This window comes from Streptomyces hyaluromycini, from assembly GCF_002217755.1.
Taxonomy (GTDB): Bacteria; Actinomycetota; Actinomycetes; order Streptomycetales; family Streptomycetaceae; genus Streptomyces; species Streptomyces hyaluromycini.
Genome location: NZ_BCFL01000023.1, coordinates 285,247 through 306,287, shown reverse-complemented (window position 1 = coordinate 306,287; position 21,041 = coordinate 285,247). Strand labels below are relative to the sequence as shown.

General features: G+C 74.7%; 15 protein-coding genes and 3 pseudogenes. 12 read left to right on the top strand and 6 right to left on the bottom strand.

Annotation, left to right across the window (positions count from 1 at the left end; genetic code table 11):
• Positions 1–6: 6 nt before the first annotated feature.
• Together SSP29_RS30300 and SSP29_RS60115 are read right to left on the bottom strand one after the other, a co-directional pair.
• Positions 7–1,509 (bottom strand): MFS transporter, encoded by a 1,503-nt coding sequence (locus SSP29_RS30300; protein WP_089104021.1) that lies wholly within the window; start codon positions 1,507–1,509, stop codon positions 7–9.
• A gap of 335 nt (positions 1,510–1,844) precedes the next feature.
• A pseudogene (locus tag SSP29_RS60115) lies at positions 1,845–2,008 on the bottom strand (IS5/IS1182 family transposase); the annotation flags it as partial.
• Between the two features lie 16 nt (positions 2,009–2,024).
• Between SSP29_RS60115 and SSP29_RS60110 the strand changes: the two are divergent.
• From SSP29_RS60110 to SSP29_RS30235, 12 genes and pseudogenes are all read left to right on the top strand, one after another.
• Positions 2,025–2,459: pseudogene (locus SSP29_RS60110) on the top strand (hypothetical protein); the annotation flags it as partial.
• A 58-nt stretch (positions 2,460–2,517) separates the two neighbouring features.
• The gene (locus tag SSP29_RS30285) at positions 2,518–3,210 is read left to right on the top strand and encodes a hypothetical protein (RefSeq protein ID WP_089104020.1); all 693 of its coding nucleotides are present in this window, start codon (positions 2,518–2,520) and stop codon (positions 3,208–3,210) included.
• Positions 3,207–3,515 (top strand): hypothetical protein, encoded by a 309-nt coding sequence (locus tag SSP29_RS30280; protein WP_089104019.1) that lies wholly within the window; start codon positions 3,207–3,209, stop codon positions 3,513–3,515. Before SSP29_RS30285 ends, SSP29_RS30280 begins: the two co-directional genes overlap by 4 nt.
• A 52-nt stretch (positions 3,516–3,567) precedes the next feature.
• Positions 3,568–4,710: a hypothetical protein gene (locus SSP29_RS30275; protein WP_150135187.1), complete on the top strand. Its 1,143-nt coding sequence runs from the start codon at positions 3,568–3,570 to the stop codon at positions 4,708–4,710.
• Between the two features lie 78 nt (positions 4,711–4,788).
• A complete protein-coding gene (locus SSP29_RS30270; RefSeq protein WP_089104017.1) occupies positions 4,789–5,286 on the top strand; it encodes a phage baseplate assembly protein V in 498 nt (165 codons plus the stop codon).
• Entirely contained in the window at positions 5,286–5,615 is a 330-nt protein-coding gene (locus tag SSP29_RS30265; RefSeq protein WP_089104016.1) for a hypothetical protein, read from the top strand. Before SSP29_RS30270 ends, SSP29_RS30265 begins: the two co-directional genes overlap by 1 nt.
• 3 nt (positions 5,616–5,618) lie before the next feature.
• Positions 5,619–5,975 carry a GPW/gp25 family protein gene (locus SSP29_RS30260; protein WP_089104015.1) on the top strand — a complete coding sequence of 119 codons (357 nt, stop codon included), beginning with the start codon at positions 5,619–5,621 and terminating at the stop codon, positions 5,973–5,975.
• A gap of 1 nt (position 5,976) precedes the next feature.
• Positions 5,977–8,466 carry a putative baseplate assembly protein gene (locus tag SSP29_RS30255; RefSeq protein WP_089104014.1) on the top strand — a complete coding sequence of 830 codons (2,490 nt, stop codon included), beginning with the start codon at positions 5,977–5,979 and terminating at the stop codon, positions 8,464–8,466.
• Positions 8,463–10,919, top strand: coding sequence for a putative baseplate assembly protein (locus SSP29_RS30250; protein WP_167450035.1), 2,457 nt, complete (start codon positions 8,463–8,465; stop codon positions 10,917–10,919). Before SSP29_RS30255 ends, SSP29_RS30250 begins: the two co-directional genes overlap by 4 nt.
• Complete coding sequence (locus SSP29_RS30245; protein WP_089104012.1) at positions 10,916–13,024, top strand: phage tail protein; 2,109 nt, start codon at positions 10,916–10,918, stop codon at positions 13,022–13,024. Before SSP29_RS30250 ends, SSP29_RS30245 begins: the two co-directional genes overlap by 4 nt.
• A 42-nt stretch (positions 13,025–13,066) precedes the next feature.
• Positions 13,067–15,010 carry a DUF6519 domain-containing protein gene (locus SSP29_RS30240; RefSeq protein WP_089104011.1) on the top strand — a complete coding sequence of 648 codons (1,944 nt, stop codon included), beginning with the start codon at positions 13,067–13,069 and terminating at the stop codon, positions 15,008–15,010.
• A gap of 37 nt (positions 15,011–15,047) precedes the next feature.
• Complete coding sequence (locus tag SSP29_RS30235; protein WP_089104010.1) at positions 15,048–15,638, top strand: hypothetical protein; 591 nt, start codon at positions 15,048–15,050, stop codon at positions 15,636–15,638.
• Between the two features lie 241 nt (positions 15,639–15,879).
• Here SSP29_RS30235 and SSP29_RS30230 read toward each other — a convergent pair whose 3' ends face one another.
• The 4 genes and pseudogenes from SSP29_RS30230 to SSP29_RS30215 all read right to left on the bottom strand — a co-directional run.
• Positions 15,880–17,589 carry a hypothetical protein gene (locus tag SSP29_RS30230; RefSeq protein ID WP_089104009.1) on the bottom strand — a complete coding sequence of 570 codons (1,710 nt, stop codon included), beginning with the start codon at positions 17,587–17,589 and terminating at the stop codon, positions 15,880–15,882.
• A 118-nt stretch (positions 17,590–17,707) separates the two neighbouring features.
• On the bottom strand, positions 17,708–19,723 hold the full coding sequence (locus tag SSP29_RS30225) for an ATP-binding protein (RefSeq protein ID WP_089104008.1): 2,016 nt from the start codon (positions 19,721–19,723) through the stop codon (positions 17,708–17,710).
• Positions 19,724–19,730: 7 nt separating this feature from the next.
• On the bottom strand, positions 19,731–20,408 hold the full coding sequence (locus SSP29_RS30220; RefSeq protein WP_089104007.1) for a Pvc16 family protein: 678 nt from the start codon (positions 20,406–20,408) through the stop codon (positions 19,731–19,733).
• Positions 20,405–21,041: pseudogene (locus tag SSP29_RS30215) on the bottom strand (hypothetical protein); the annotation flags it as partial. The pseudogene SSP29_RS30215 and the gene SSP29_RS30220, both read right to left, overlap by 4 nt.

Genomic DNA, 21,041 nt, shown 5'->3' with positions numbered 1-21,041 from the left:
CCGGTGTCAGGCCCCGCGCCCCACCATCTCGCCGGCCCCGCTCTCCCCGAGGCCCCGCGGTACCGCCGCCGTGAGGTCGTCGCGTCCGGGGTGCGCCCGGCGCTCCCGTAGGTCGGCCACCGCCAGGACCAGGGCGACGAGGATGATCGCCATGGCGGTGAGCAGCCCGAGCTGAAGGGCTGTCGTGGAGCGGCCGTGGTTGGCGACATGGGCGAAATAGACAGAACCGACCACGGCGATGCCGGTGGCCGAGCCGATGCGCTGGCCGGTCTGCAGTACCCCACCCGCCGCACCGGCACTTCGTACCGGCACGAGCGTGAGCGTGAGGGTCGTGTTGGGTGAAACCGTGAGTCCGGACCCGATTCCGCCGATGACCAGTGGCAGCGCCATGGCCCAGCCCACACCGTCCCCGGGCACCAGCTGAACGGCGACGACGACACCGAGCAGCCCGAGAGCCACCCCGCTCAGGCCGATGACGACCAGGCTGCGGCCGTAGCGCATCACCAGCCGGCCCCCTACGGCCGCGCCGACCGCCGAGGCGGCCGCGAACGGCAGGATCGTCACACCCGCGGCGAGCGCGCTGTATCCCGCGGTGTTCTGCAGGAACAGTGACAGGACGAAGAAGATGGTGGTCAGCCCGGCGAAGAACATGAGGCTGATGAGAGCGCCGAGCGTGAAGGAGCGCAGGGAGAAGAGCCCGAGGTCGACCAGCGGTGCCTTCCCGAGGCGTCCCTGGGTCCTCTCCCACACCCAGAAGGCCCCGAGCAGCAGTGCGGCCACCGGAATCAGCAGCCACTTGGCCCGGCCCTGCCACTGCTGCTCCTGCACCAGGGGCAGCAGCAGGGCGAGTACGCCCGCACCGAGCAGCAGTACGCCGAACGGGTCGAACTGCTCCCGTCCGTCATTCTGCACCGGGAGACGGGGCAGCAGCCGGTTCCCCGCGACGAGGGCCGCCACGCCGATCGGCACATTGACGAAGAACACCCAGCGCCACCCGTCGGCCGCGCCGAACGCGTGGATCAGCAGCCCGCCCGCCAGCGGGCCCACCGCGGTGGACACGGCGACGCAGCTGCCGTGGAAGCCGAACGCCCGGGCCCGCTCGGCACCCTGGAACATCTGCTGGATCAGCCCCGAGGTCTGCGGTGCGACCACACCGGCGGCCGCACCCTGGATCAGCCGGCATACCACCAGCCAGGTGGGGCCGGTGGCGAGGCCGCACGCCACCGATGCGGCCGTGAACACGGCGAGGCCGAACAACAGCGCCTGGCGGCGGCCCCGCACGTCACCCAGTCGTCCCGCCGGTGCCAGCGTGAGCCCGAAGGCGAGTGCGTACCCGGACACCACCCAGGACTGGGTGGCTGCGGAGGCACCGAGCCCGCGCTCCATGGAAGGCAGCGCCACGTTCACGATCGAGACGTCGAGCAGCGAGATGAATCCCGCGGTCAGACAGACCGCGAGCGCTTTCCACCGCCGGTCGTCGAGAGCGGGCCGGGCCGTTTCTGTGGTCATGTGATCACGCTATGCAGCCGCGACCGGTCGCACCAGCCGGGGAAAGGGCGCCGGGATGCGGGATCGGCACGAACGGCCTGACAGCCGAGCACACCGACGGCATCCGCGCCCTGATCCTGGACGAGTACGCCCACTGGTCGCCCCGCATGCGCCGGATGACCACCGAAAACGACGGCCCCTACGTCGACCGCGCCACTGTCGCCGACGCGATCCGCACCTACGAGAAGACCATGCTCCCCCGCTCCACCGAGACGGCCGAGGCCCTCGAAGGCGGCGCCGAACACCTGCTGTCCACCGACGTACCGACTTCGGCAGCAACAACGACACCCTGCGCAGCGGTGGCCTCCGAGGCCGGAGCCGTGTTCGGTGCCGCGTCGGGCGATGACCGGGGTGGTCTTGAGCCGGCGGACCTTGTCGCGGTAGACGTCGTGGTCATAGCCGCGGCCGGCGTGGACCCGGCGGAGCGGCGCAGGGGGCGGCCGCTCCTGCCGCGGACCGGCCCGGATCGGCGGGATGGGCCGGGTGACATCGGCCAGCTCCCGTCGACGCCGTTCACGGACGCGGCGGAGCTCTGGACGGCGCCGCTGAACAAGATCTGCGTCCAGCACCCCGAGCCCTCCGACGACGAGCCGGGCGAGGAAATCGTGGAGCTTCTGACGCTGGGACTGTCGAAGGCGACGGACCTGTCGCCGGCCGCGCTCTGCCTCGGCGTACCCGGCCAGTCCGCAGGACACTCGTGCACAGCCATCGGGAGTCAACGCATACCAACGGAGAAAACGCCGGTCAGGGCCCTGGCGGAGATCCGCCGCAGGTCAGGACCGGTCACGGTGTTGGCTGCGGCTCTCTTTCCGGCCGAGCAGAAGATACGGCACACCGACCGTGACCGTTCCATCCGGCGGCCGGGAAAGCTGGGAGACGAGGGCCGTGACGGCACTGTGACGGCGGGGTGACGGGGCCAGTTCACCATCGCCGTATGCGGATCCGGGGTGGAAGGTGCGGTGGGTGCCCATGACGGGGGTGACGGACGTTCCCCGGGCCCTGCGGGGCGCGCTGGTCGCGGTGGACGAGAGCAGCCCCGTGGCCTCCACGGTGGTGTTCCAGTACAACCCGGAGGAGATGACCCGTCGGCTGCGAGCGCGATCGGCCGCAGCCGGGACGGACGACGACGCGTACGGCGGGGCCCGCGACGAGGCGCTGCGGCTGGACGGCGCGCCGATCGAGACGATCTCGCTCGCCGTGGAACTGGACGCCAACGACCGGGCGGCCGCGGAGGATCCGGCGGCCGCGCTGCTCGGGGTGTATCCGCAGCTCTCGGCTCTGGAGATGATGCTGTACCCGCAGAGCGCGACCGTCCTCGCGAACGACGCGCTCGCGCTGCTCGGCACGATCGAGCTGGTGCCGCCGCGGGCGCCGCTGACGCTGTTCGTCTGGGGCCCCGGCAGGGTGCTGCCGGTGCGGCTGAGCGGCTTCTCGATCGCGGAGCAGGCCTACGACGCCGATCTGACCCCGCTGCGTGCCCGGGTGGATCTGGAGCTGCGGGTGCTGTCCTACAGCGATCTGCCGGTCACCGACCCGGGGTATCACCTGTTTCTCGTCCATCAGGTCGCGAAGGAGGCGCTGGCCGTGCTCGGCAGCGTCTCGGCGCCCCTGCGGCTGGGAGCCGTGGCGGCCGGTATCAGCGCCGGCGGAGCGGCACGGTGATCGATCCCACGAGCCGCTACGCCACCACCGAGATCGCGACGGCCCTGGTTCCCGACCCCTCCGGCGGCACCCGCGAGGTGCGCTGTCTGCGCCGCAGGTTCCTGCCGCCGCCCGGCGGCCTGCAGACGCTCGCGCTGCACACCGTGGCCCGCGGCGACCGGCCGGACCTGGTGGCGGCCGCGTACCTCGGCGACCCCACGCAGTTCTGGCGGGTGTGCGACGCCGCCCTGGTCATCCACCCGGACGAACTCACCGCCGACGACCGGATCGGTGAGACCGTCCGCGTCCCCTTTCCGCAGCCGTGATCCGCGGGCCGCGGCGGGCACGAGGGGAGGGCCGGGCATGCTGTCGGGCGGCATGAGGCTGACCGTGCTTCTCGGGCCGTCCGTGCCCGTTCCCGCTCCCGCGCAACTGGTGCGGTGCATCGAGGAGGTCCAGGTGACGTCCTGCGCCGATGCCCGGTCCGGTTTCCAGCTGGTGCTGGGCGCCGGACGGGACCGCGGCACAGGCCTGGTCGACTTCCCGCAGCTGACCGGCGACTGGCTGCGGGCGTTCCACCGCGTGATCCTGATCGTCACGACGGGCGGCCGGCCGCTTGTCCTGATGGACGGAGTGATCACGCACCGCGAGCTGACGCCGGGTACGGTCCCGGGCTCGACCCGGCTCACGGTCACCGGCGAGGACGTCAGCGTGATGATGGACCTGGAGGAGAAGTCGGCCGCCCACCCCGCCCAGGACGAGGCGGCCATCGCGACCCGGCTCATCCTCGGCTACCCCCGGTACGGACTGGTGCCCAAGGTGATCCCGCCGCCGGTGGTCGACCCGCCGCTGCCGATCGACCGGACCCCGGTGCAGCAGGGCACCGACCTGGCGTACCTGACCGCGATGGCCCGGCGGTTCGGCTACGTCTTCTACGTCACTCCGGGTCCGGCGCCGCTGGTCAACACCGCCTACTGGGGGCCTCCCAAGCGAGTCGGACCGCCGGCCCCCGCCCTGTCGGTCGGCCGCGGTCCGGCCGCCAACGTGCAGCAGATCACCTTCCGGAGCGACCCGCTGGCCCCGGTCCGGGTCTCCGGGTCGGTCCTCGACCCACTCAGCGACAGCGTGCTGCCGGTGCGCGGGACCGGCAGTCTGCGGCCGCCGCTGGCCACCGCGCCCGACTGGGCGGTGAACCAGCGGAACGTGCGCACGGTGGCCTTCCGCGAGAGCGGACCGAGCGCGGTGCAGGCGGCCGCCCGCGCCCAGGGCACGGCCGAGGCGTCCAACGACGCGCTGGTGGCCACGGGGACGCTGGACACCCTGCGCTACGGGACGCTGCTCACCGCGGGCGGCCTGGTGGGCGTACGCGGGGCGGGGTGGGAGCACGACGGGCTGTACTACGTGCGGCAGGTCACCCACGCCCTCGCCCGCGGCCGGTGCACCCAGCGGTTCACGCTGTCCCGCGAGGGCACCGGGAGCACCGTGCCGCTGCTGCCACCGCCGTCCGGGGCGGGGCGGTGAGGCGGTGACCGCGCCGATCCGGAAGCGGACCATGATCCACGGCGGCAGGGCCGCCGGCCGAACGCGGGAGGGTGCGCGATGAGCCGCTTCTACGGTAAGTACCGGGGGAAGGCGGCCGACAACGCCGACCCCAGGCAGCTCGGCCGGGTGCAGGTCAGCTGCCCGGCCGTCCTGGGGGACAGCATCAGGGTCTGGGCGATGCCCTGCGTGCCCTACGCCGGGCCCGGGGTAGGGCTGTTCGCGCTGCCCCCGGTGGGCGCCGACGTGTGGGTGGAGTTCGAGGGCGGCGATCCGGACTACCCGATATGGGCGGGCTGTTTCTGGAGCACGGGCCAGCTGCCCGTCACACCGGCGCCCGCGCAGACGAAGGTGTTCCGCACCGACGGGGTGACGGTGACCGTGGACGACCGGTCCGGCTCCGGCGGGCTGACCGTGCTGGTCTCCCCGCCGCTGGTGCCCGCGGAGCTGCGCCTGGCCCTGACCGCCGCCGGCATCGAGCTGACCAACGGCAAGTCCAGCGTGAAGCTGACCCAGGCCTCGGTGTCGGTCAACGACGGCGCCCTGGAGGTTGTCTGATGCCCGGTTACCTGCTGTCGGCCTTTGCCCTGGTGGGCTGCGCGCACGGCGGCCGGGCGGTGCCGACCCGGCCCGACACCCGCGTCCTGGTCGACGGGGTCCCGGTGACCGTCGCCGCCCCCGACGCGCCGTACACCGTCGTCGGCTGCCCGCTGCCCGTGCAGCCGGGCCCGGGGCCGTGCGTCAGCGCGCAGTGGACCGGTGGCGCGACCCGGGTACTGGCCGGCGGCGTGCCTGTGGTGCTGTCCGACAGCCCGTCGGTGTGCACGCCCACCGGCACTCCGCTGAACGTGCAGGTGGCCGTCCAGCGCCGGGTGCGGGGGGTGTGACCGGTGCACATCGGCTTTCCCTTCCGTGTCGACCACCGCGGCCGCACCGCGAGCGCCGACGACGAGGAGTACGTGCGCGGGCTGATCGAGCAGGTGCTGTTCACCGCGCCCGGTGAACGCGTCAACCGGCCGGGTTTCGGCAGCGGCCTGCGGCAGCTGCTGTTCGAACCGGCCTCCGGGGAACTGGCCACGGCCACCCGGGCGTTGGTGCAGGCGGCGCTCCAGCAGTGGCTGGGGGCCGAGATCGAGGTGCAGGCCGTCGACGTCGTCGCCGACGACGCCACCGTCCGGGTCACCGTGCAGTACCGCACCCGCAGCGCGCCCGCCCCCGTCACCGCCGTCATCACCCGGGCGGTCTGACATGGCGTCCGACATGGCCACCCCGGTGTACGGCGCCCCCGGCGGGTCCGGCGACGCGACGCGGCTGCGGCTCGCGGCGGTCCGCGCGGACGGCACGCTCAACGCGTTCGAGGGCCTGGAGGTGGACGACGGGCATCCGCCGCAGGTGCCGCCCCAGCGGACCCTGCTGGTGCGCTGCCTGCGCCCGGTGCCGGCCGGCCTCGACGCAGGCTCGCTCACCGTCGTGGGCGGCGTCCGCGGGGACCGGGCGCTCAACCCGGTGCCGGTGGTGTGGGCGCTGCCCGCGAGCGGCCTCGCCGCCGCCCAGGCCGGCGGCCCGGACGGGCCCGCGGACCCGGACCGGGTCACCGCCGGCGACGTGGCGGCCTTCGCGGCGCTGCCCGACCCCGACCGGCTGCTGGTGGTGCGCACCGGCTCCTCCGGCGACTTCTCCCCGTACACCCTGGTACTCACCGACCCGCAGCGGTACGGCTTCGACCTGCGGCATTCCCAGGTGCCGTTCACCTTCAAGGTGGACTGCCCGACCGACCTCGACCCGCGCCCGCCGCGCACCGTCCCGGCGGTGCCCGCGCCCGTGCCGGCCGCCGACTACCTCAGCCGCGACTACGCCGGGCTGCGCCGGCTGCTGCTGGACCGGCTGTCCCTGCTGCTGCCCGGCTGGAGCGACCGCAGCCCCGCCGACCTCGGCGTCACCGTCACGGAGATCCTCGCCCACCTCGGCGACCAACTCGCCTACGCCCAGGACGCGGTGGCCACCGAGGCCTACCTCGGCACCGCACGCCGCCGGGTGTCGGTGCGCCGCCACGCCCGGCTGCTGGACTACCCGATGCACGACGGGGCCGCCGCCCGGGTCTGGCTCGCCCTGGACGCCGACCCGGGCGCGGACGGCACCGCGTTCCCGGCCGGCACGGAGGCCGGCGCGGCGGACGGCGGCACCGACGCCGTCTTCCACACCCTGCACCCGCTGACCGCCCGCACCGCCCGCAACGCCGTCGACCTGTACGCCTGGGGCGAGGAGCGCGCCTGGCTGCCGGCCGGCGCCACCGGGGCGACCCTGGTCGGCACCCCTGCCGGGCTCGGCCTGGCAGCCGGTGACGTGCTGGTCCTGCAGGAGGTGCTCGGCGACGACGGGAGCGCCGGGACGGCCGACCCGATGCGGCGCCGGGCGGTGCGCCTGGACGCGGACCCGGTCGCGGACACCGACCCGCTGACCGGCACCGAGCTGGTGCGGGTGAGCTGGTTCCGGCAGGACGCGCCGCCGTTCGCGCTGCGGCTGTGGCGGTTCCCGGACGGTGACTCCGGCACCGTGGGGGCCACGGTGGCCCGGGCCAACGTCGTGCCGGCCGAGCACGGCACCCTCGTCGGCCCCGAGCCGCTGGTGCCGGCCGAGGTCCCGGTGCGCGGCCGCTACCGGCCCCGGCTCGCGCGCCCCGGGCTCGCCCACGCCGTACCGTACGACCACCGGCAGGCGCTCGGCCGGCCGGCCGCCGAGGCTCTCGCCGTGGACCCGGCCCTGGCGTTGCCCGCGCTGGCCGCGCTGCACGACGGGACGGGACCCTGGACCGCGGTGCGCGACCTGCTGGACGCGGGCCCGTACGCCGCGCAGTGCGTCGTGGAGACCGAGGACGACGGACGGGCCTACCTGCGCTTCGGCGACGGGGACGGCGGCCGCGCCCCCGTCCCGGGGACGGCCTTCACCGCCGCCTACCGGACCGGCGGCGGCACGGCGGGCAACGTGGGCCGCGACACCCTCACCCGGCTGTCCGTGCCGGTCACCGGCGTCCGCGTCGGCAACCCGCTGCCGGCCGCGGGCGGCACCGACCCGGAACCGGTCGAGCAGGTCAGGCAATGGGCGCCGCAGGCTTTCCGGGTCCGGGAGCGGGCCGTCACCGATGCCGACTACGCCGAGGTGACGGGCCGTCTGCCGCAGGTGCGGCAGGCGGTCGCCGCCCGCCTCTGGACCGGCTCCTGGTACACCGAGACGGTCACCGTGGAGCGCGCCGACGGTCTGCCTGCGGACCGCGCGTTCCGGGCCCAGGCCGCCGCGTACCTGGAGGACTACCGGATGGCCGGCGGGGACGTACGGGTGACCGCGGTCGTGCCGGTGTCGCTGGACATCGTTCTGACGGTGCACGTCGTGCCCGGGTGTCTGGGCAGCGACGTGCGACGGGACCTGCTGGAGGTGTTCACCGCCGGGTTGCGGGCCGACGGCACCCCCGGCTTCTTCCACCCCGCGAGACTCGCCTTCGGCCGGCCGGTCTATCTGAGCCACGTGGTCGCGGCCGCCTCGGCTGTTCCCGGCGTGCTCTGGGTCGACACCGACGACACCCCGCCAAGACCCAACCGCTTCCGGCGCTGGGGACGGCCGGCCGCGGGCGAGCGGGCGGCCGGGCTGATCGCCATGGGCCGCCAGGAGGTCCCCCGCTGCATGAACGACCCCAGCCGGCCGGAACACGGACGGATCGACTTCCTGACGGAGGGCGGCGCGTGAACCCCGACGACACCGCGGCGCCCGCCGCCCCCGCCCGGCCGGCCGACCCGGCAGGCCGCACCGGCCTCTCCTACCGCGCCGGCACGCACGCCGAGGTACTGGACCGGGCCCTGACCGCACTGCGCCTGCGGCTGCCCGCCCTGACCACGCAGGACGCGGCCGACCCCGCGGTCGCCCTGCTGGACGCCTGGGCCACGGTGGCCGACATCGTCACCTTCTACCAGGAGCGGATCGCCCGCGAGGGATTTCTGCACACCGCCACCGAGCGCCGGTCGGTGCTCGAACTCGCCCGGGCGATCGGCTACGAGCTCGCCCCCGGCGTCGCGGCCGCCACCTGGCTGTCCTTCACCGTCGAGGATGCCGTCGACCCCGGCGCCCGGGCCGTCGTCCCGGCCGGCACCCGGGTGCAGAGCATCCCCGGCCAGGGCCAACTGCCGCAGACCTTCGAGACGGCCGAGGAGCTGACCGCCCGCGCCGAGCGCAACGCGATGCGGCTGCGCCTGCGCCGTACGCAGCAGATCACCACCGGTGCCGCCCAGGTGCTGCTCGACGGCGTCACCACCGGCCTGCGCCCCGGCGACCCGCTGCTCATCCGCCGCCCCGACGGCCAACAACCCTGGCAACTGCGGGTGTTGACCGAGGTCGAGCCACACCCCGCCGACGCCTCCGGGAGCCCGGCGACCACCGTGGTCCGCTGGGACGAGCCGCTGGACCTGACCGACCCGGAGGCTCCGGCCGTTCCCGCGCCGGTGGAGGTGCACGCGTTCCGGCAGCGGGCGGCGCTCTTCGGCCACAACGCCCCGGACTGGCGGCTCATGCCCGACACCGTCCGGCGCAACTACGCGCCCTCCGACCAGACGACCCCACTGCCCACCCAGTGGCCGGGGTTCGCGCTCACCTACCCCGCCGACGGCGGCGACCCGGTCCTCGACCTCGACGCGCCCTACCGCGAGGTGCTGCCCGGCTCCTGGCTGGTGCTGCGCGCCCCGGGCCTGGTGGAGCTGTACGAGGTGGTGACGGCGGACCTGTCCGCCGCCGCCGACTTCGGCCTGACCGCCACCACCACCCGGCTGCGGCTGCGCGGCTCCGGCCCGATCGCCCCCTTCGACCGCCGCACCACGACCGTGGACGCCCGAAGCGAGCGCCTCCGGCTGGCCGAGGAGCCGGTCACCGCGCCGGTGACCGGGACCGACCTGCTGCTGGACCGGTCAGTGGAGCTGACCCGCGGCAGCACCGTGGTGGTGACCGGCAGCACCCCGGACGGTCGGCCCACCACCCAGCCCGTGACCGTCGCCGGCAGCGCCGCCACCGTCGACGGCACCCAGCTCACCCTCGCCGAGCCGCTGGCGCTGCCGCTCGATCCGGCCTCGGTACGGGTACTGGGCAACGTCGTCGCCGCCACCGCCGGGGAGAGCGTCATCGACGAGGTGCTCGGCAGCGGCGACGGCGCGACCGGCAACCAGAGCTTCACCCTGCTGCGCGGGGACCTCACCCACACCACCGCGCCGGTGCCCGGCGGGGTACGCGACTCGCTGAGCGTCCGGGTCGACGACGTCGAGTGGACCGAGGCCGCATCGCTGTACGAACTGGGCCCCCACGACCGCGGGTACGTGGTCAGGATCGGCGACGACGGTTCCGTCGGCGTACGGTTCGGCGACGGCGAGCGCGGCGCCCGCCTGCCGTCCGGGCAGGACAACGTCCGGGCCGACTACCGCAGCGGCACCGGCCCCGCGGGCAACGTGCCCGCCGGGGCGCTCTCCCTGCTCCCGGCCCGGCCGCTGGGCATCCGGGACGTGACCAACCCCCTGCCCGCCACCGGCGGCACCGCCCCCGAAGGACCGGCGGACGGCAGGACCGCCGCGCCGCTGTCGGTGCGCACCTTCGACCGGGTCGTCTCCCTCGACGACCACCAGGACTTCGCCCGCGCCTTCGCCGGCATCGCCAAGGCCACGGCCACCGCCCTGCCGGGCGCGCGCCACCCCTTCGTCCACCTCACCGTGGCCGGCCCCGGCGGGGCGGACGTGCCCGCGGACACCCTTGCAGCCCTGCGCGCCGCGCTGGACGCGGCCGGACGGCCCCCCGGCCGGCTCGGCCTGGACAGCTACCGGCCGCTGGCCTTCGCCGTCGCCGTCGCCGTCCTGGCCGCCCCCGACCGGGAGTGGGAGCAGGTCGCCGACGCGGTGCAGGAGGCGCTGCGCACGGCCTACTCCTTCGACCGGGGCGACTTCGCCCGGCCCGTGCCCGCCTCCGGCGTGCTCACCCTCGTCCAGCAGGTGCCCGGCGTGCTGGCCGCCACCGTACGTGCGCTGCACCTCGGCGATGCCCCCGACGGCGACGCCGTCGCCGAGGTGCTCGTCGCGCGCCCCGCCCGCCTCGGCCGGACCGGGGTGCTCCCCGCCGAACTGCTGCTGGCCGACCCCGGCCGGATCACCGTGACGGAGCTGGTGCCGTGACCCCCGCCGACCCCGACCGCCCCGTCTACCGGCTGCTGCCCGAGGTCCACCGCAGCCGCGACGCCGAACTCGGCCACCCCCTGCGGTCCCTGCTGGAGGTGGTCGAGGACGAACTGCTGCGCCTGCGCGAGGACATCGACGGGCTCTACGACAACTGGTTCGTCGAGACCTGCGCCGCATGGGTGCTGCCCTACCTCGCCGACCTGCTGGGGCCGGGAGACCTCCCCGGCGGCCCCGGCGGCGCGGTCCCGCGCCGCGCCCTGGTCGCCCACACCCTCGCCAACCGGCGGCGCAAGGGCACCCCCGGCGCGCTGGAGGAGGCCGCCCGCGACATCACCGGCCGGCCGGTCCGGGTCGTGGAGTACTTCCAACTGCTGGGCACCACCCAGAACGTCAACCATCCGCGCCCCGGCGACGTCCGCACCCCCGACCTGCGGGACACCGCCCGGCTGGCCCTCATCGGCACCCCCTTCGACCGGACCGCCCGCACCGTGGACGTCCGCCACGCCGACCGCCGGCGCGGCCGGCACAACATCGGCGTGGTCGGCCTGCACCTGTGGCGGCTCGCCGCCCATCCCTGCACCGGCGTGGACGCCCGGGCGGTGGACGCGGCGGCCGGCCGCTGGACGTTCGACCCGGCCGGGCGCGACCTGCCGCTGTTCAGCCGACCCCGTTCGGCCGCGGCCCCCGCAGCGGAGACCGACGCCCCGGCCCCGCTGCGCCGTCTGAGGCTGCATCAGGAACTGACGGCACTCCGCGCCGGATCCCCGTCCACGCTGCTCGCCGGACCCGACCCGCTGCTGACGGTGACGCTGCCCGACGGCCCGGTCGAGCCCGCCCGGCTGATCTGCGCCGACCTCACCGACTGGGCCCGCCCGCCCGCACCGTCCGACGGCGCGGCCCCGCAGGTCGCCGTCGACCCGGCACTCGGCCGGCTCACCCTGCCACCCGGCAGCGCGCCGGAGCGGGTGCGCGTCGCCTACTCCTACGGCTCCCCGGGCGACCTCGGCGCCGGGCCGTACGACCGCCGGGCCACCCTGACGACCGCGCTCGCCGCCGCCGGCACCCCCTGGCCCGACGCGCCCGACTGGCAGATCGCCGTGAGCCGCGACCTCGCCGGCTCCGGCGACCCGTCCGTGCCCACCGTCACCACCCTCGGCGCCGCCGTCACCGCCTGGAACGAGCGCCCCGACCCGCGCCCCGGACAGGTCGGCGTCATCGCCGTCCAGGACAGCGCCACCTACGACGAGGACCTCACCGGCCCCCGGCGCATCCTGATCCCGCCGGGCAACCGGCTGATCGTCCTCGCCGCCGGCGGGCGCCCCGCCGCCCTGGGCGCCGTCGGCCTGCGGCCGCACCTGACCGGCACCATCGAGGCGGCGGCCCCCGGCGGCCAGGTGGCGCAGCCGTCCCAGCTGGTCCTGGACGGCCTGTCGGTCGAAGGCCGCATCACCGTCGCGCCCGGGAACCTCGACCATCTCGTGGTGTCCGGCTGCACCCTCGTCGGCGACCGCGCCGCCACCCTCCCCGACGGCGGCCTGGTCTCGGCCGAGGCCAATCCGCGGCTGGCCGTACGGCTGCTGCGCACCGTCTGCGCCGGAGTCCGGCTGAGCGATGTCCCCACGCTGGATCTGGCCGACAGCATCGTCGGTCCCCGCGCCGGCGGCCTCGCCCTCGACGCGCAGCCGGCGGACGTCGGGATCGAGGCGAGCACCGTCCTGGGCCGCACCACCGCCCGCAGCCTGACGGTCAGCGACAGCATCCTGCGCGACCGCGCCGAGGTCGTCTGGCGCCAGCAGGGCTACCTGCGGTTCAGCTACGCGCCACCGGACTCCCGCGTCCCGCGCCGCTACCGCTGCCAGCCCGCCGACGACGCGGCGGCCGGCCGGGTCGCCCCGGCCTTCGACGCCCTCGACCCGGCCGCGCCCGGCTTCGGGCGGCTCGCCGCACGCTGCCCCGCGGAGATCGCCGAGGGCGCGGAGAACGGCGAGGAGATGGGCGCGTACCGCTACCTGCGGCAACCCAGGCGGCTGGCCGACCTGACCGGCCGCCTCGACGACCACCTGCGGTTCGGCCTGGAGGCGGGTGTCTTCCTTGCGGACTGAGCGGACTCAGCGGACTGAACGGACCACGGCGGAGGTACAGCGATGAAGGGCGACTTCACCCGGCGGACGTTCCGTCCCGGCAACCACTACCGCGGCGTGCTGCTGCAACAGGGCCGGGTCGCGCTCGACGCCGACTGGAACGAGCAGCTGGACATCCAGCTGCACCTGGACGAGACCACCGCCCGGGACACCGTCGGCGTCCACGGCGGCCCCAAGGACGCGGCCGGCTTCGCGATCACCACGCCCGACGGCGGCACCCCGGCCGCCACTCCCGGCGCGGACCTGACGCTGTCCGCCGGGCGCTACTACGTCGACGGCGTGCTCTGCGAGATCGACGCCCCGGTGCCGCTCGCCGCCCAGCCCGAGCTGCCCGGTGCCCGGCTGCCCACCGGCGACGGCCGCTACGTCGCCTACCTCGACGTGTGGCGCGAACACCTCACCGCCCTGGAGCGCCCCGACCTGCGCGAGGTCGCCCTCGGCGGCCCCGACACCGGCACCAGGAGCCGTACCGTCTGGCAGGTGCGGCTGGAGCCGGCCCCGGGCCCCGAGGCGGTGCCCGCCGACGTCGCCGCGCCCTGGGCACCGCGGAACAGCCTGCCGTCCGGGCGGCTGCGGGCCCGCGCCGAGCCCGACGCCACCGCCACCACCCCGTGCGTCATCCCGCCCTCGGCCGGCTACCGCCGCCTGGAGAACCAGCTGTACCGGGTCGAGATCCACAGAGGCGGCGAGGACGTTCCGTCGTTCGTGTGGTCGCGGGACAACGGCTCGGTGGCCGCCCTGGTGGTAGGCCTGACCACGGACGCGACCGCCACCACCCTGGCGATCGACACCCCCGCCCGCGACGAACGGCTCGGCTTCGCCAAGGGCGACTGGGTGGAGGTCTGCGACCTGGCCCGCACCCGGCGCCACGAACCCGGCTTCCTGGGCCGCCTGGACGCGGCCGACGGCACCATGCTGCGCGTGACGGAGTGGAGCGGCCCCGCCCCGGCCGACGGGGACCTCGCCGACCCGGTCGTCGTACGGCGCTGGGACTCGCCCGGCGCCGTACCCGTCGGCGGCGGCTGGGTCGACCTGGAGGACGGCGTACAGGTCGAGTTCGAGGACGGCGCGTCGCACCGCACCGGCGACTACTGGCTGATCCCGGCCAGGACCGCCGCCTGGGAGGACACCGACCTCGACCCGGATCTCGCCGGCACCGTGGAATGGCCCCGCGACCCCGACGGCACGCCGGCGTTCCGGCCCCCGGACGGCATCGAGCACCACACCGCCGCCATCGCCCTGCTCGACCTCAACGACGGCGCCTGGACCAGGACATACGACTGCCGGGCGCTGTTCACCCCGCTCGCCGAAGCACGCCCCGACCCGTCCACGCCGCCCTTCGCCCCCGGCCTGCACGTCGTGGACGTCCGGCTCACCGGCGCCGGCCGGGAGCTGCGCAACGACACCGGGATCAGCCCCGCGGACCTGCTGGGCGGCCTGGCCGTGGCGCTGGACGGCCCGCCCGTCCCGGTGGTGACCACCGGCCGTCCGGTGCTCACGGTCACCATGGACCTGCCGTTTCCGCTGTCGTCCACCGACCGCGCCGACTGGCACCTGCCTCCCGGCGCGGTCCTCGGCACCCAGCCGGTGACGCTGGCCGGCCGTACCGCCGTCGCCGGACAGCAGCTGACCTGGGAGCCGGCCGCCCCGCTCCACGACTGGCTGCAGCAGCTGACGATCCGGCTGCTCGACGGCGCACTGGCCGACCGGCTCTACTGCCGTCTCACCGTCTGCGGTCGCGCCGTGGTCCACGCGGCCGACCCCCAGCGGGTCCTCAACGGCCTCGCGCTTCCCCGTGTCCGGCCCGAGGACGGTGGCACCGACCTGCTGCTGCCGACCGTGGACGACGTGCGCGGCGCCGACTTCACCTGCTGGTTCTGGGTGCAGCTTTCCCCCGACGGCGCGGTGTTCGACAACTCGTCGTTCGACCAGGGGGTTTTCCAGTGATCTGCCGATGGCAGCGACCCTATGAGGAGACACGGCGATGACGCTCGACCAGAACCTGGCCGACAAGGCCCCCGGCGACCCGGTGCGGTCCGCCGACTGGAACGACCTCGCCGCAGCCGTACTGCGGCACGAGACCGGCAAGCTCGACCTCTCGGGCGGCACGGTGACCGGCCCGCTCACGGCGCAGGGCGGGCTGACCGCACCGGGGCTGAAGAGCCAGGCCCTCGGCGTGGAACTGCTCAAGCCGGACAACGGACAGGTGGGTTTCGACAACATCGTGTCCACGGTCACGATGATCAGCAAGCAGATCCAGTTCCAGTCGGACGCCACCCTGCTGCTCATCGGCCATGGCCACGGCACCACCTCGGACCTGAACCACGCACTGACCATGCGCGTCCTGGTCGACGGGAACTTCCCCGGCAAGGACAGCGGCGGCAAGGAGTGGGGAGTCGGCTATCTGGCCGTTCCGGGGGGCACCTGGGTACCGGTCACCGCGATGGGCACCGCCCAGGTGACCAAGGGCAGCCACACCCTGCAGCTCACGGTCACCGGCTCCACCGGAGGGCTGGTGGCTCTGCACGCGCCGACGCTGTGGGTGGTCCGACTGGGCGGCTTCGACGTCGGCTGACCCGCCGAGCGGCGTCCGCGAACGCCGGGTGACCGCGCAGCGCGGCCAGCAGCGCCGGCGCCAGGGCCTCGGCACGGCCCTCGGCGACGGCGCGCGCAGTCGCCTCGTCCACCTCCACGACCAGGGTGTCGATGGCGACGGTCACGTCCGGGGTCACGCCGTGTCCCTTCCGGCCGGGGCGGGGGCGGGGCGGCCCGCCTGAACTGGATGTCGAGTCGTGCTCGTCGTGCCTTGTCGCCGGTTACTCGTACCCCTCCTTCATGCGGTCGCTCTCCTCGTCCTCCTCCTCGTCGCCCGCGGCATCCGTGGGGGCCGGGTACCGCAGACGGATCGACGCCGGTCCCTCGGACGTGGTGAACCGCCCGCTCGCCTTGGCCTTCGAGCCGATGACGTCCGTGGCCGCGACCTGGTACCCGTCAGGCGCCAGTCCCTTGACCAGGGTGACGTACTGCCTGAACTCATGGGCGGTGAGGACGCTCTTGATCCAGCCGTTCAGCTGCGCGGCGTCGAGGCTGCCGAGTTCGCGCGCGACCTTCAGCAGCCCGAGATACGTCGTCCCGCTCCAGAACCCCCCGGCCTGCTGGTTGTACTTGAGCCGGTAGCCGTGGTCGTCGACCAGCTTGAGGGTGAGGTAGCAGCAGGCGCATGGGCGCTTCTTGCCCGCCACCTGCGCCCCGCCCCGGTACTTGGAGTACGCGAGCGCGAGCATGAGGTTCTGCTCCGCGTGGGTGCAGGCGTCTGCCTTCGCCGAGGGCGAGGCGGCAGGGCGCTGCCCCGCGTCGACGACGATGATCCGGCCTGCGTATCCGGGGTGGGTGATCAGCTTCCCCGCCGTTTCGGCCGACCCGCCGGAGAGCAACGCGAGATCCTCGGTCAGCATCCGGCGCACCGTCGTGAGCACCCCCTGCAGGTCCTCGGCCTCCTCGCGGTCGTCCAGGATCGCGTTGTCCAGCTGCGCCTGCCCCAGCATCTGGACGCCACGCCGCTGCTCGTCGGTCAGCTGCTCCCCGCCGCCGGCCGGCGTGCCCAGCACGGAGACCAGGCCGGCGAGCGCGGCCACGTTCTCGCGGGAGATCGGGCCGCTGAGCGCCGCGAACAGCGCCGCGCCATCCGCGAAGACACCGTTCAGGGTGGCGCCGACGAGCGTCTTGACCGCGGGGGCCTCGTTGGCGCTGACCAGGATGCGGCCGTTCACGAACATCGCCTCGACCTCCTGAGTGGTGAAGATCCGCGAGATCGCCGCGAAGAGCGCCGTGGAGAGCGCGACGAGCAGTTCGAGCACCCTCTCGTTCCACTTGAACACGGGGGGCGCGGCGGTGAGCTTCGCCTTCCACTTGCCCTCGAAGGTCGTGGCGATCTGCTCCAGCCCGGCCTTCTTGGCGGCCTTGTTCAGGCCCCGCTTCGTGCTCGCCTGGTTGATCTCGTCCTTGCGCTGCGCGGCCGGCCCGGACGGCGGTGCCTGGTACGTGGGGGAGCTCCGGCCGAAGACGCTCTGGTTCTCGTCGTATGCGGCGGACGTCCGGAGGGCCATGGTGGCCGCCTCGTACTCGGTGGACGAGACGAACGCCTCGTACATGGTCCGGTACGGCGCGTCCGCCTCGGTCGGCACGTTCGCCGTCGCTTGCGAGCGCAGCCGCGGGTGGTACTTCTCGATGTACGCGACCAGCCCGTCGGCGATGTACCTCGTCTGCTGGTTCACGGCCTCGGCCAAGTGCGGCGGCAGACCGGGCAGGAAGGAACGCGTCGCCTGCGGCTCCTCCTGCGGCATCGCGTCCTCGTCGTCGCCGACGTCGGCCTGGCGAGCCGCAGGCCCACGCCTGCCCCTGGCCGATCGGCTCTCTTCGGCGATGTCCTCCGCCTCCAGTGCCCGTTTGCGCGACCTCCTCACCTGCATGGAGACCGTGGAGAAAGCGAGGCCGACAGGTGGCGCGGGCGAGTTCTCGGTCCCCATGGGATCCGAGGACTCCGCCCTGCGCCGAGCTTTGAACACCCTCCGCACCGCATCCATGGCCGACGCGGATCTGTCTGGGATGTGGGGCAGATTCGAGGACATCAGCGACCCTCTCCGCTCACCGCGCCGTCCATCCGGCCACCTCCGCACCGGTCAACGGGCGTTCCAGCTTGGCGTATTCGGTGCGGGCCGCGGCCAGGAGGTGGTCCATGGCCACCGGGCGGCCCGCGTCGGCGGCGAGGAAGGCGGCGCCGAGGGCGATGTTGCGGATCGTGCCGCCGGAGACGGACAGCCGGGCCAGGGCCGCCGGATCGAGGCCCTCGGCGGGCGTCTGCTCGGGGAAGACGCGCCGCCAGATCTCCTCGCGGGCGGACGCGTCCGGAAACGGGAAGGGGACCGTGAAGCGCAGCCTGCGCAGGAACGCCGGGTCGAGGGAGTCCTTGAGGTTGGTGGTCAGCACGGCCAGCCCCCGGTAGGCCTCGATGCGCTGGAGCAGATAGCCCACCTCGATGTTGGCGTGCCGGTCGTGGCTGTCCTTGACCTCGCTGCGCTTGCCGAAGAGCGCGTCGGCCTCGTCGAAGAGCAGGACGGCGCCGCCGGCTTCGGCGGCGTCGAAGACACGGCTGAGGTTCTTCTCGGTCTCGCCGATGTACTTGTCGACCACCTGGCTCAGGTCGATGCGGTACAGGTCGAGCCGTAACGCGCCCGCGATCACCTCGGCGGCCAGCGTCTTGCCGGTGCCGCTGGGCCCGGAGAACAGCGCGGCGGTGCCCAGGCCCCGGCCGCTGCGGGCGGCGAAGCCCCAGTCCTCCCAGACGGTGAGCCGGTGCCGTACGTGGGCGGCGATCTGTCGCAGCACCCGTACCTGGGTGGCCGGCAGCACCAGGTCCTGCCAGTCGGCGCGGGGCTCGATCCGCTCGGCCAGGCCGTTCAGGGCGGGCCGGGCCTGGCGGCGGCAGGCGTCCCACAACCGCGCCCCGGTGTCGTCCGGGTCGGTCGCCGTGCCGTCGGCCGGCGGCGGATCCTGCCCGGCCACGGCGGCCACGGCGGCCACGTCGTCCGCGTCCAGGTCGAACTGACCGGCGGCCATGTCGATCCAGCGGTCCAGGCCCGCGGCGGCCGGGCCCAGAGCCTGCCGCCAGACGGTGCGCAGTTCGTCCGCCGAGGCGCGGCCGACGGCCACCCGGACGGGACGGCGCGGCCCCGGCCCGTCCAGTGGCTCGCGTGCGGTCACCACCACGGGCGCCGCCAGCCGGCCCGCCAGGTCCATCGCCGTCCGGCCGCACTCGGGCACCGCGTCGTCCACGTCGATGATCCAGCCGATCCCGGTCAGGACCGACTCCCGTTCGCACAGCCGCGCCAGCCGGTCCCGCGCCGCCGGGTCGGCCGGCAGATCCGCCGCCCGCAGGCAGACCGGCCGCAGCCCCGCCGACCGGTATGCCGCGGCCGCGGTATGCCGCAGTCCGGCCCGCTGACGACCGTGCACCAGCACCGGTGCCGCTCCTGGCCCCCCTTCGGCCGACCGGATCGCCGCCACGGCCCGCGCGGCCTCCGCAAGCGCGGGGGACAGCGCTTCGGGCTCGGCCGGCGGGGCGACGTACGGTTCGAGTTCGGGGTCGAGGTACGAGACACCGGCCAGCGCGTGCAGGATCCGCTCCTCGACGTACAGCGCGCTCGTCGTGGGGATGTCGGGATGGGCGAGCCGCAGCAGCGGTGTCCGGCGCAGCGGGCCCGCCGGACTGAGGGCGGTCCAATGCGCCCCGGGCAGCTTGGCCAGGGCCAGGGCGAAGGTCGCATAGGTGCGCGAACTGTCGCCCTGCGCCTGCGCGCAGACGTGCGCGAAGGGCGTGTCGAGCGTGGGGCCCGCGGCCATCAGCAGCACGTCCCGCTCGAACGGCGACAGGCCGAAGCCGTCTGCGATCCGGTCCAGCGCGGGCGGCTCGGTCATGGCACGCCGCGCCCGGTTGCGGGCGGCCTGGGCCTTGCGCAGCGGCGCGGGGTCGTCGGCGAGCCGGCAGCGCAGGATCTCCAGCGCCGCGACCAGATAGCGGTGGTTGGCCGACAGCCAGGCGTCCGTGGGCTCGGTGGGCTCAGTGGGCTCGGTGACCTCGGCGACCTCGGTGGGCTCGGTCATCGGCCGCTCAGCTTCCGCTGACCGCGGGAACGGCGGTCGACGGCTCCACCGTCACCACCCGGGTGAGCACCTTGGGCGCGGGTGCGGCGGGGGGCTCCAGTCCGTCCAGCAGTACCGCCGTCGCCTGGTAGGCGAGGGACAGCCGGTAGGGGTTGTGGAAGAGCATCGACCACAGTTTGCTCATCTCCTCCACGTCCAGCGGCAGCAGGCTCGTGCGGACCACGTCCGGCTGCTGGTCGAGGTCCGCGTACTGCTGCCAGCCGGCCGGATCCGTCTGCGCCGCCTGCTGGACCACGTACCGCACCAGTTCGCGGCGGAGCACCGGATGCGCGGCGAGCGTGGTGACCGCGAGCCCGAGCAGCCGCTGTGGTTCCAGCGCGGAGTCGTCGCCCGAGAAGGTCAGGAGGTAGTGCAGGTCGACCGCCTGCCTGGGGTGGTCGATCAGGGTGCCGTCGGCACGGCGGGCGGGCAGCGCGGACGCCGCCCAGGACGCGTTGGGGACGACCCGGTAGAGGTAGACGTTGATGCCGTGCGCGGTGTCGTCCGCCGCGGCCGCGAGGGTCTGCGGGCGCAGGGTGGTCACGGTGGCGTTCTGCACACCGCCGGGCCCGGCCGCCGCCAGCGCCTCGCTCAGCAGCCGGCTGATCACGGCGGTGACCATCGCGACGGCGAGGTGGTTGCTCATGCGCCACTTCCCTGGTCGCGGCCGGCGAGGTAGTCGGCGAGCGACAGCGGCCGGGCGCCGTCGGCCGGGTCCTGGCGCGGCCCGGGGCCGGCGGGACGGGGGGTGCCGGAACCGGAAGGGGTGGGCCGGGCCGTGGTCCGCAGCTCGACCCGGCCGATGTTGACGGTGATGTGGGGCGCCGCGGTGGCCCGTTCCGGGGCCCCGGCACCGCCCGCCGCAGCCCGCGGCGCGGGGAGGGCCTGTCGCAGTGCGGCGCGGACGACGGCCGGGTCCGGCGGCGGACCGGCCGACTGTCCCGAGGGGCTCATGGGTGCGGAGACCGGGCGCGTGCCCCCGGCGGGCGGGGGAGCGGCCGCGCCGCCGTCCTTCCGGCCCGCGATCAGCGGGCCGTGTTCGCCGAGGGGTACGCCGGAGGCGGTACCGGGCTCTCGTCCGGGTCCGGTGGCGGCCGGTTCCGTACGCGGGGCCGTCTCGGCCGCGGCGGAACCGTGGGCGAAGCGGTCCCGCGCGCGCCCGCCCACGGCGGCGGGCGGCTCCTCGGGGACGTCGCGGTCCACGGAGGCCCGCACCGGCGGCGATGGCCGGACCGGCTCCTTCGGGCCTGGCTGGTGGCCGGTCTGACGGGCCGTGGCC

What these genes read in the sequence shown, in the direction of transcription:
- SSP29_RS30300 (WP_089104021.1), bottom strand. Translation starts at nt 1,509, where the DNA reads ATGACCACAGAAACGGCCCGGCCCGCTCTCGACGACCGGCGGTGGAAA.
- SSP29_RS30285 (WP_089104020.1), top strand. Translation starts at nt 2,518, where the DNA reads ATGACGGGGGTGACGGACGTTCCCCGGGCCCTGCGGGGCGCGCTGGTC.
- SSP29_RS30275 (WP_150135187.1), top strand. Translation starts at nt 3,568, where the DNA reads ATGAGGCTGACCGTGCTTCTCGGGCCGTCCGTGCCCGTTCCCGCTCCC.
- SSP29_RS30270 (WP_089104017.1), top strand. Translation starts at nt 4,789, where the DNA reads ATGAGCCGCTTCTACGGTAAGTACCGGGGGAAGGCGGCCGACAACGCC.
- SSP29_RS30265 (WP_089104016.1), top strand. Translation starts at nt 5,286, where the DNA reads ATGCCCGGTTACCTGCTGTCGGCCTTTGCCCTGGTGGGCTGCGCGCAC.
- SSP29_RS30255 (WP_089104014.1), top strand. Translation starts at nt 5,977, where the DNA reads ATGGCGTCCGACATGGCCACCCCGGTGTACGGCGCCCCCGGCGGGTCC.
- SSP29_RS30240 (WP_089104011.1), top strand. Translation starts at nt 13,067, where the DNA reads ATGAAGGGCGACTTCACCCGGCGGACGTTCCGTCCCGGCAACCACTAC.
- SSP29_RS30235 (WP_089104010.1), top strand. Translation starts at nt 15,048, where the DNA reads ATGACGCTCGACCAGAACCTGGCCGACAAGGCCCCCGGCGACCCGGTG.
- SSP29_RS30230 (WP_089104009.1), bottom strand. Translation starts at nt 17,589, where the DNA reads ATGGGGACCGAGAACTCGCCCGCGCCACCTGTCGGCCTCGCTTTCTCC.
- SSP29_RS30225 (WP_089104008.1), bottom strand. Translation starts at nt 19,723, where the DNA reads ATGACCGAGCCCACCGAGGTCGCCGAGGTCACCGAGCCCACTGAGCCC.
- SSP29_RS30220 (WP_089104007.1), bottom strand. Translation starts at nt 20,408, where the DNA reads ATGAGCAACCACCTCGCCGTCGCGATGGTCACCGCCGTGATCAGCCGG.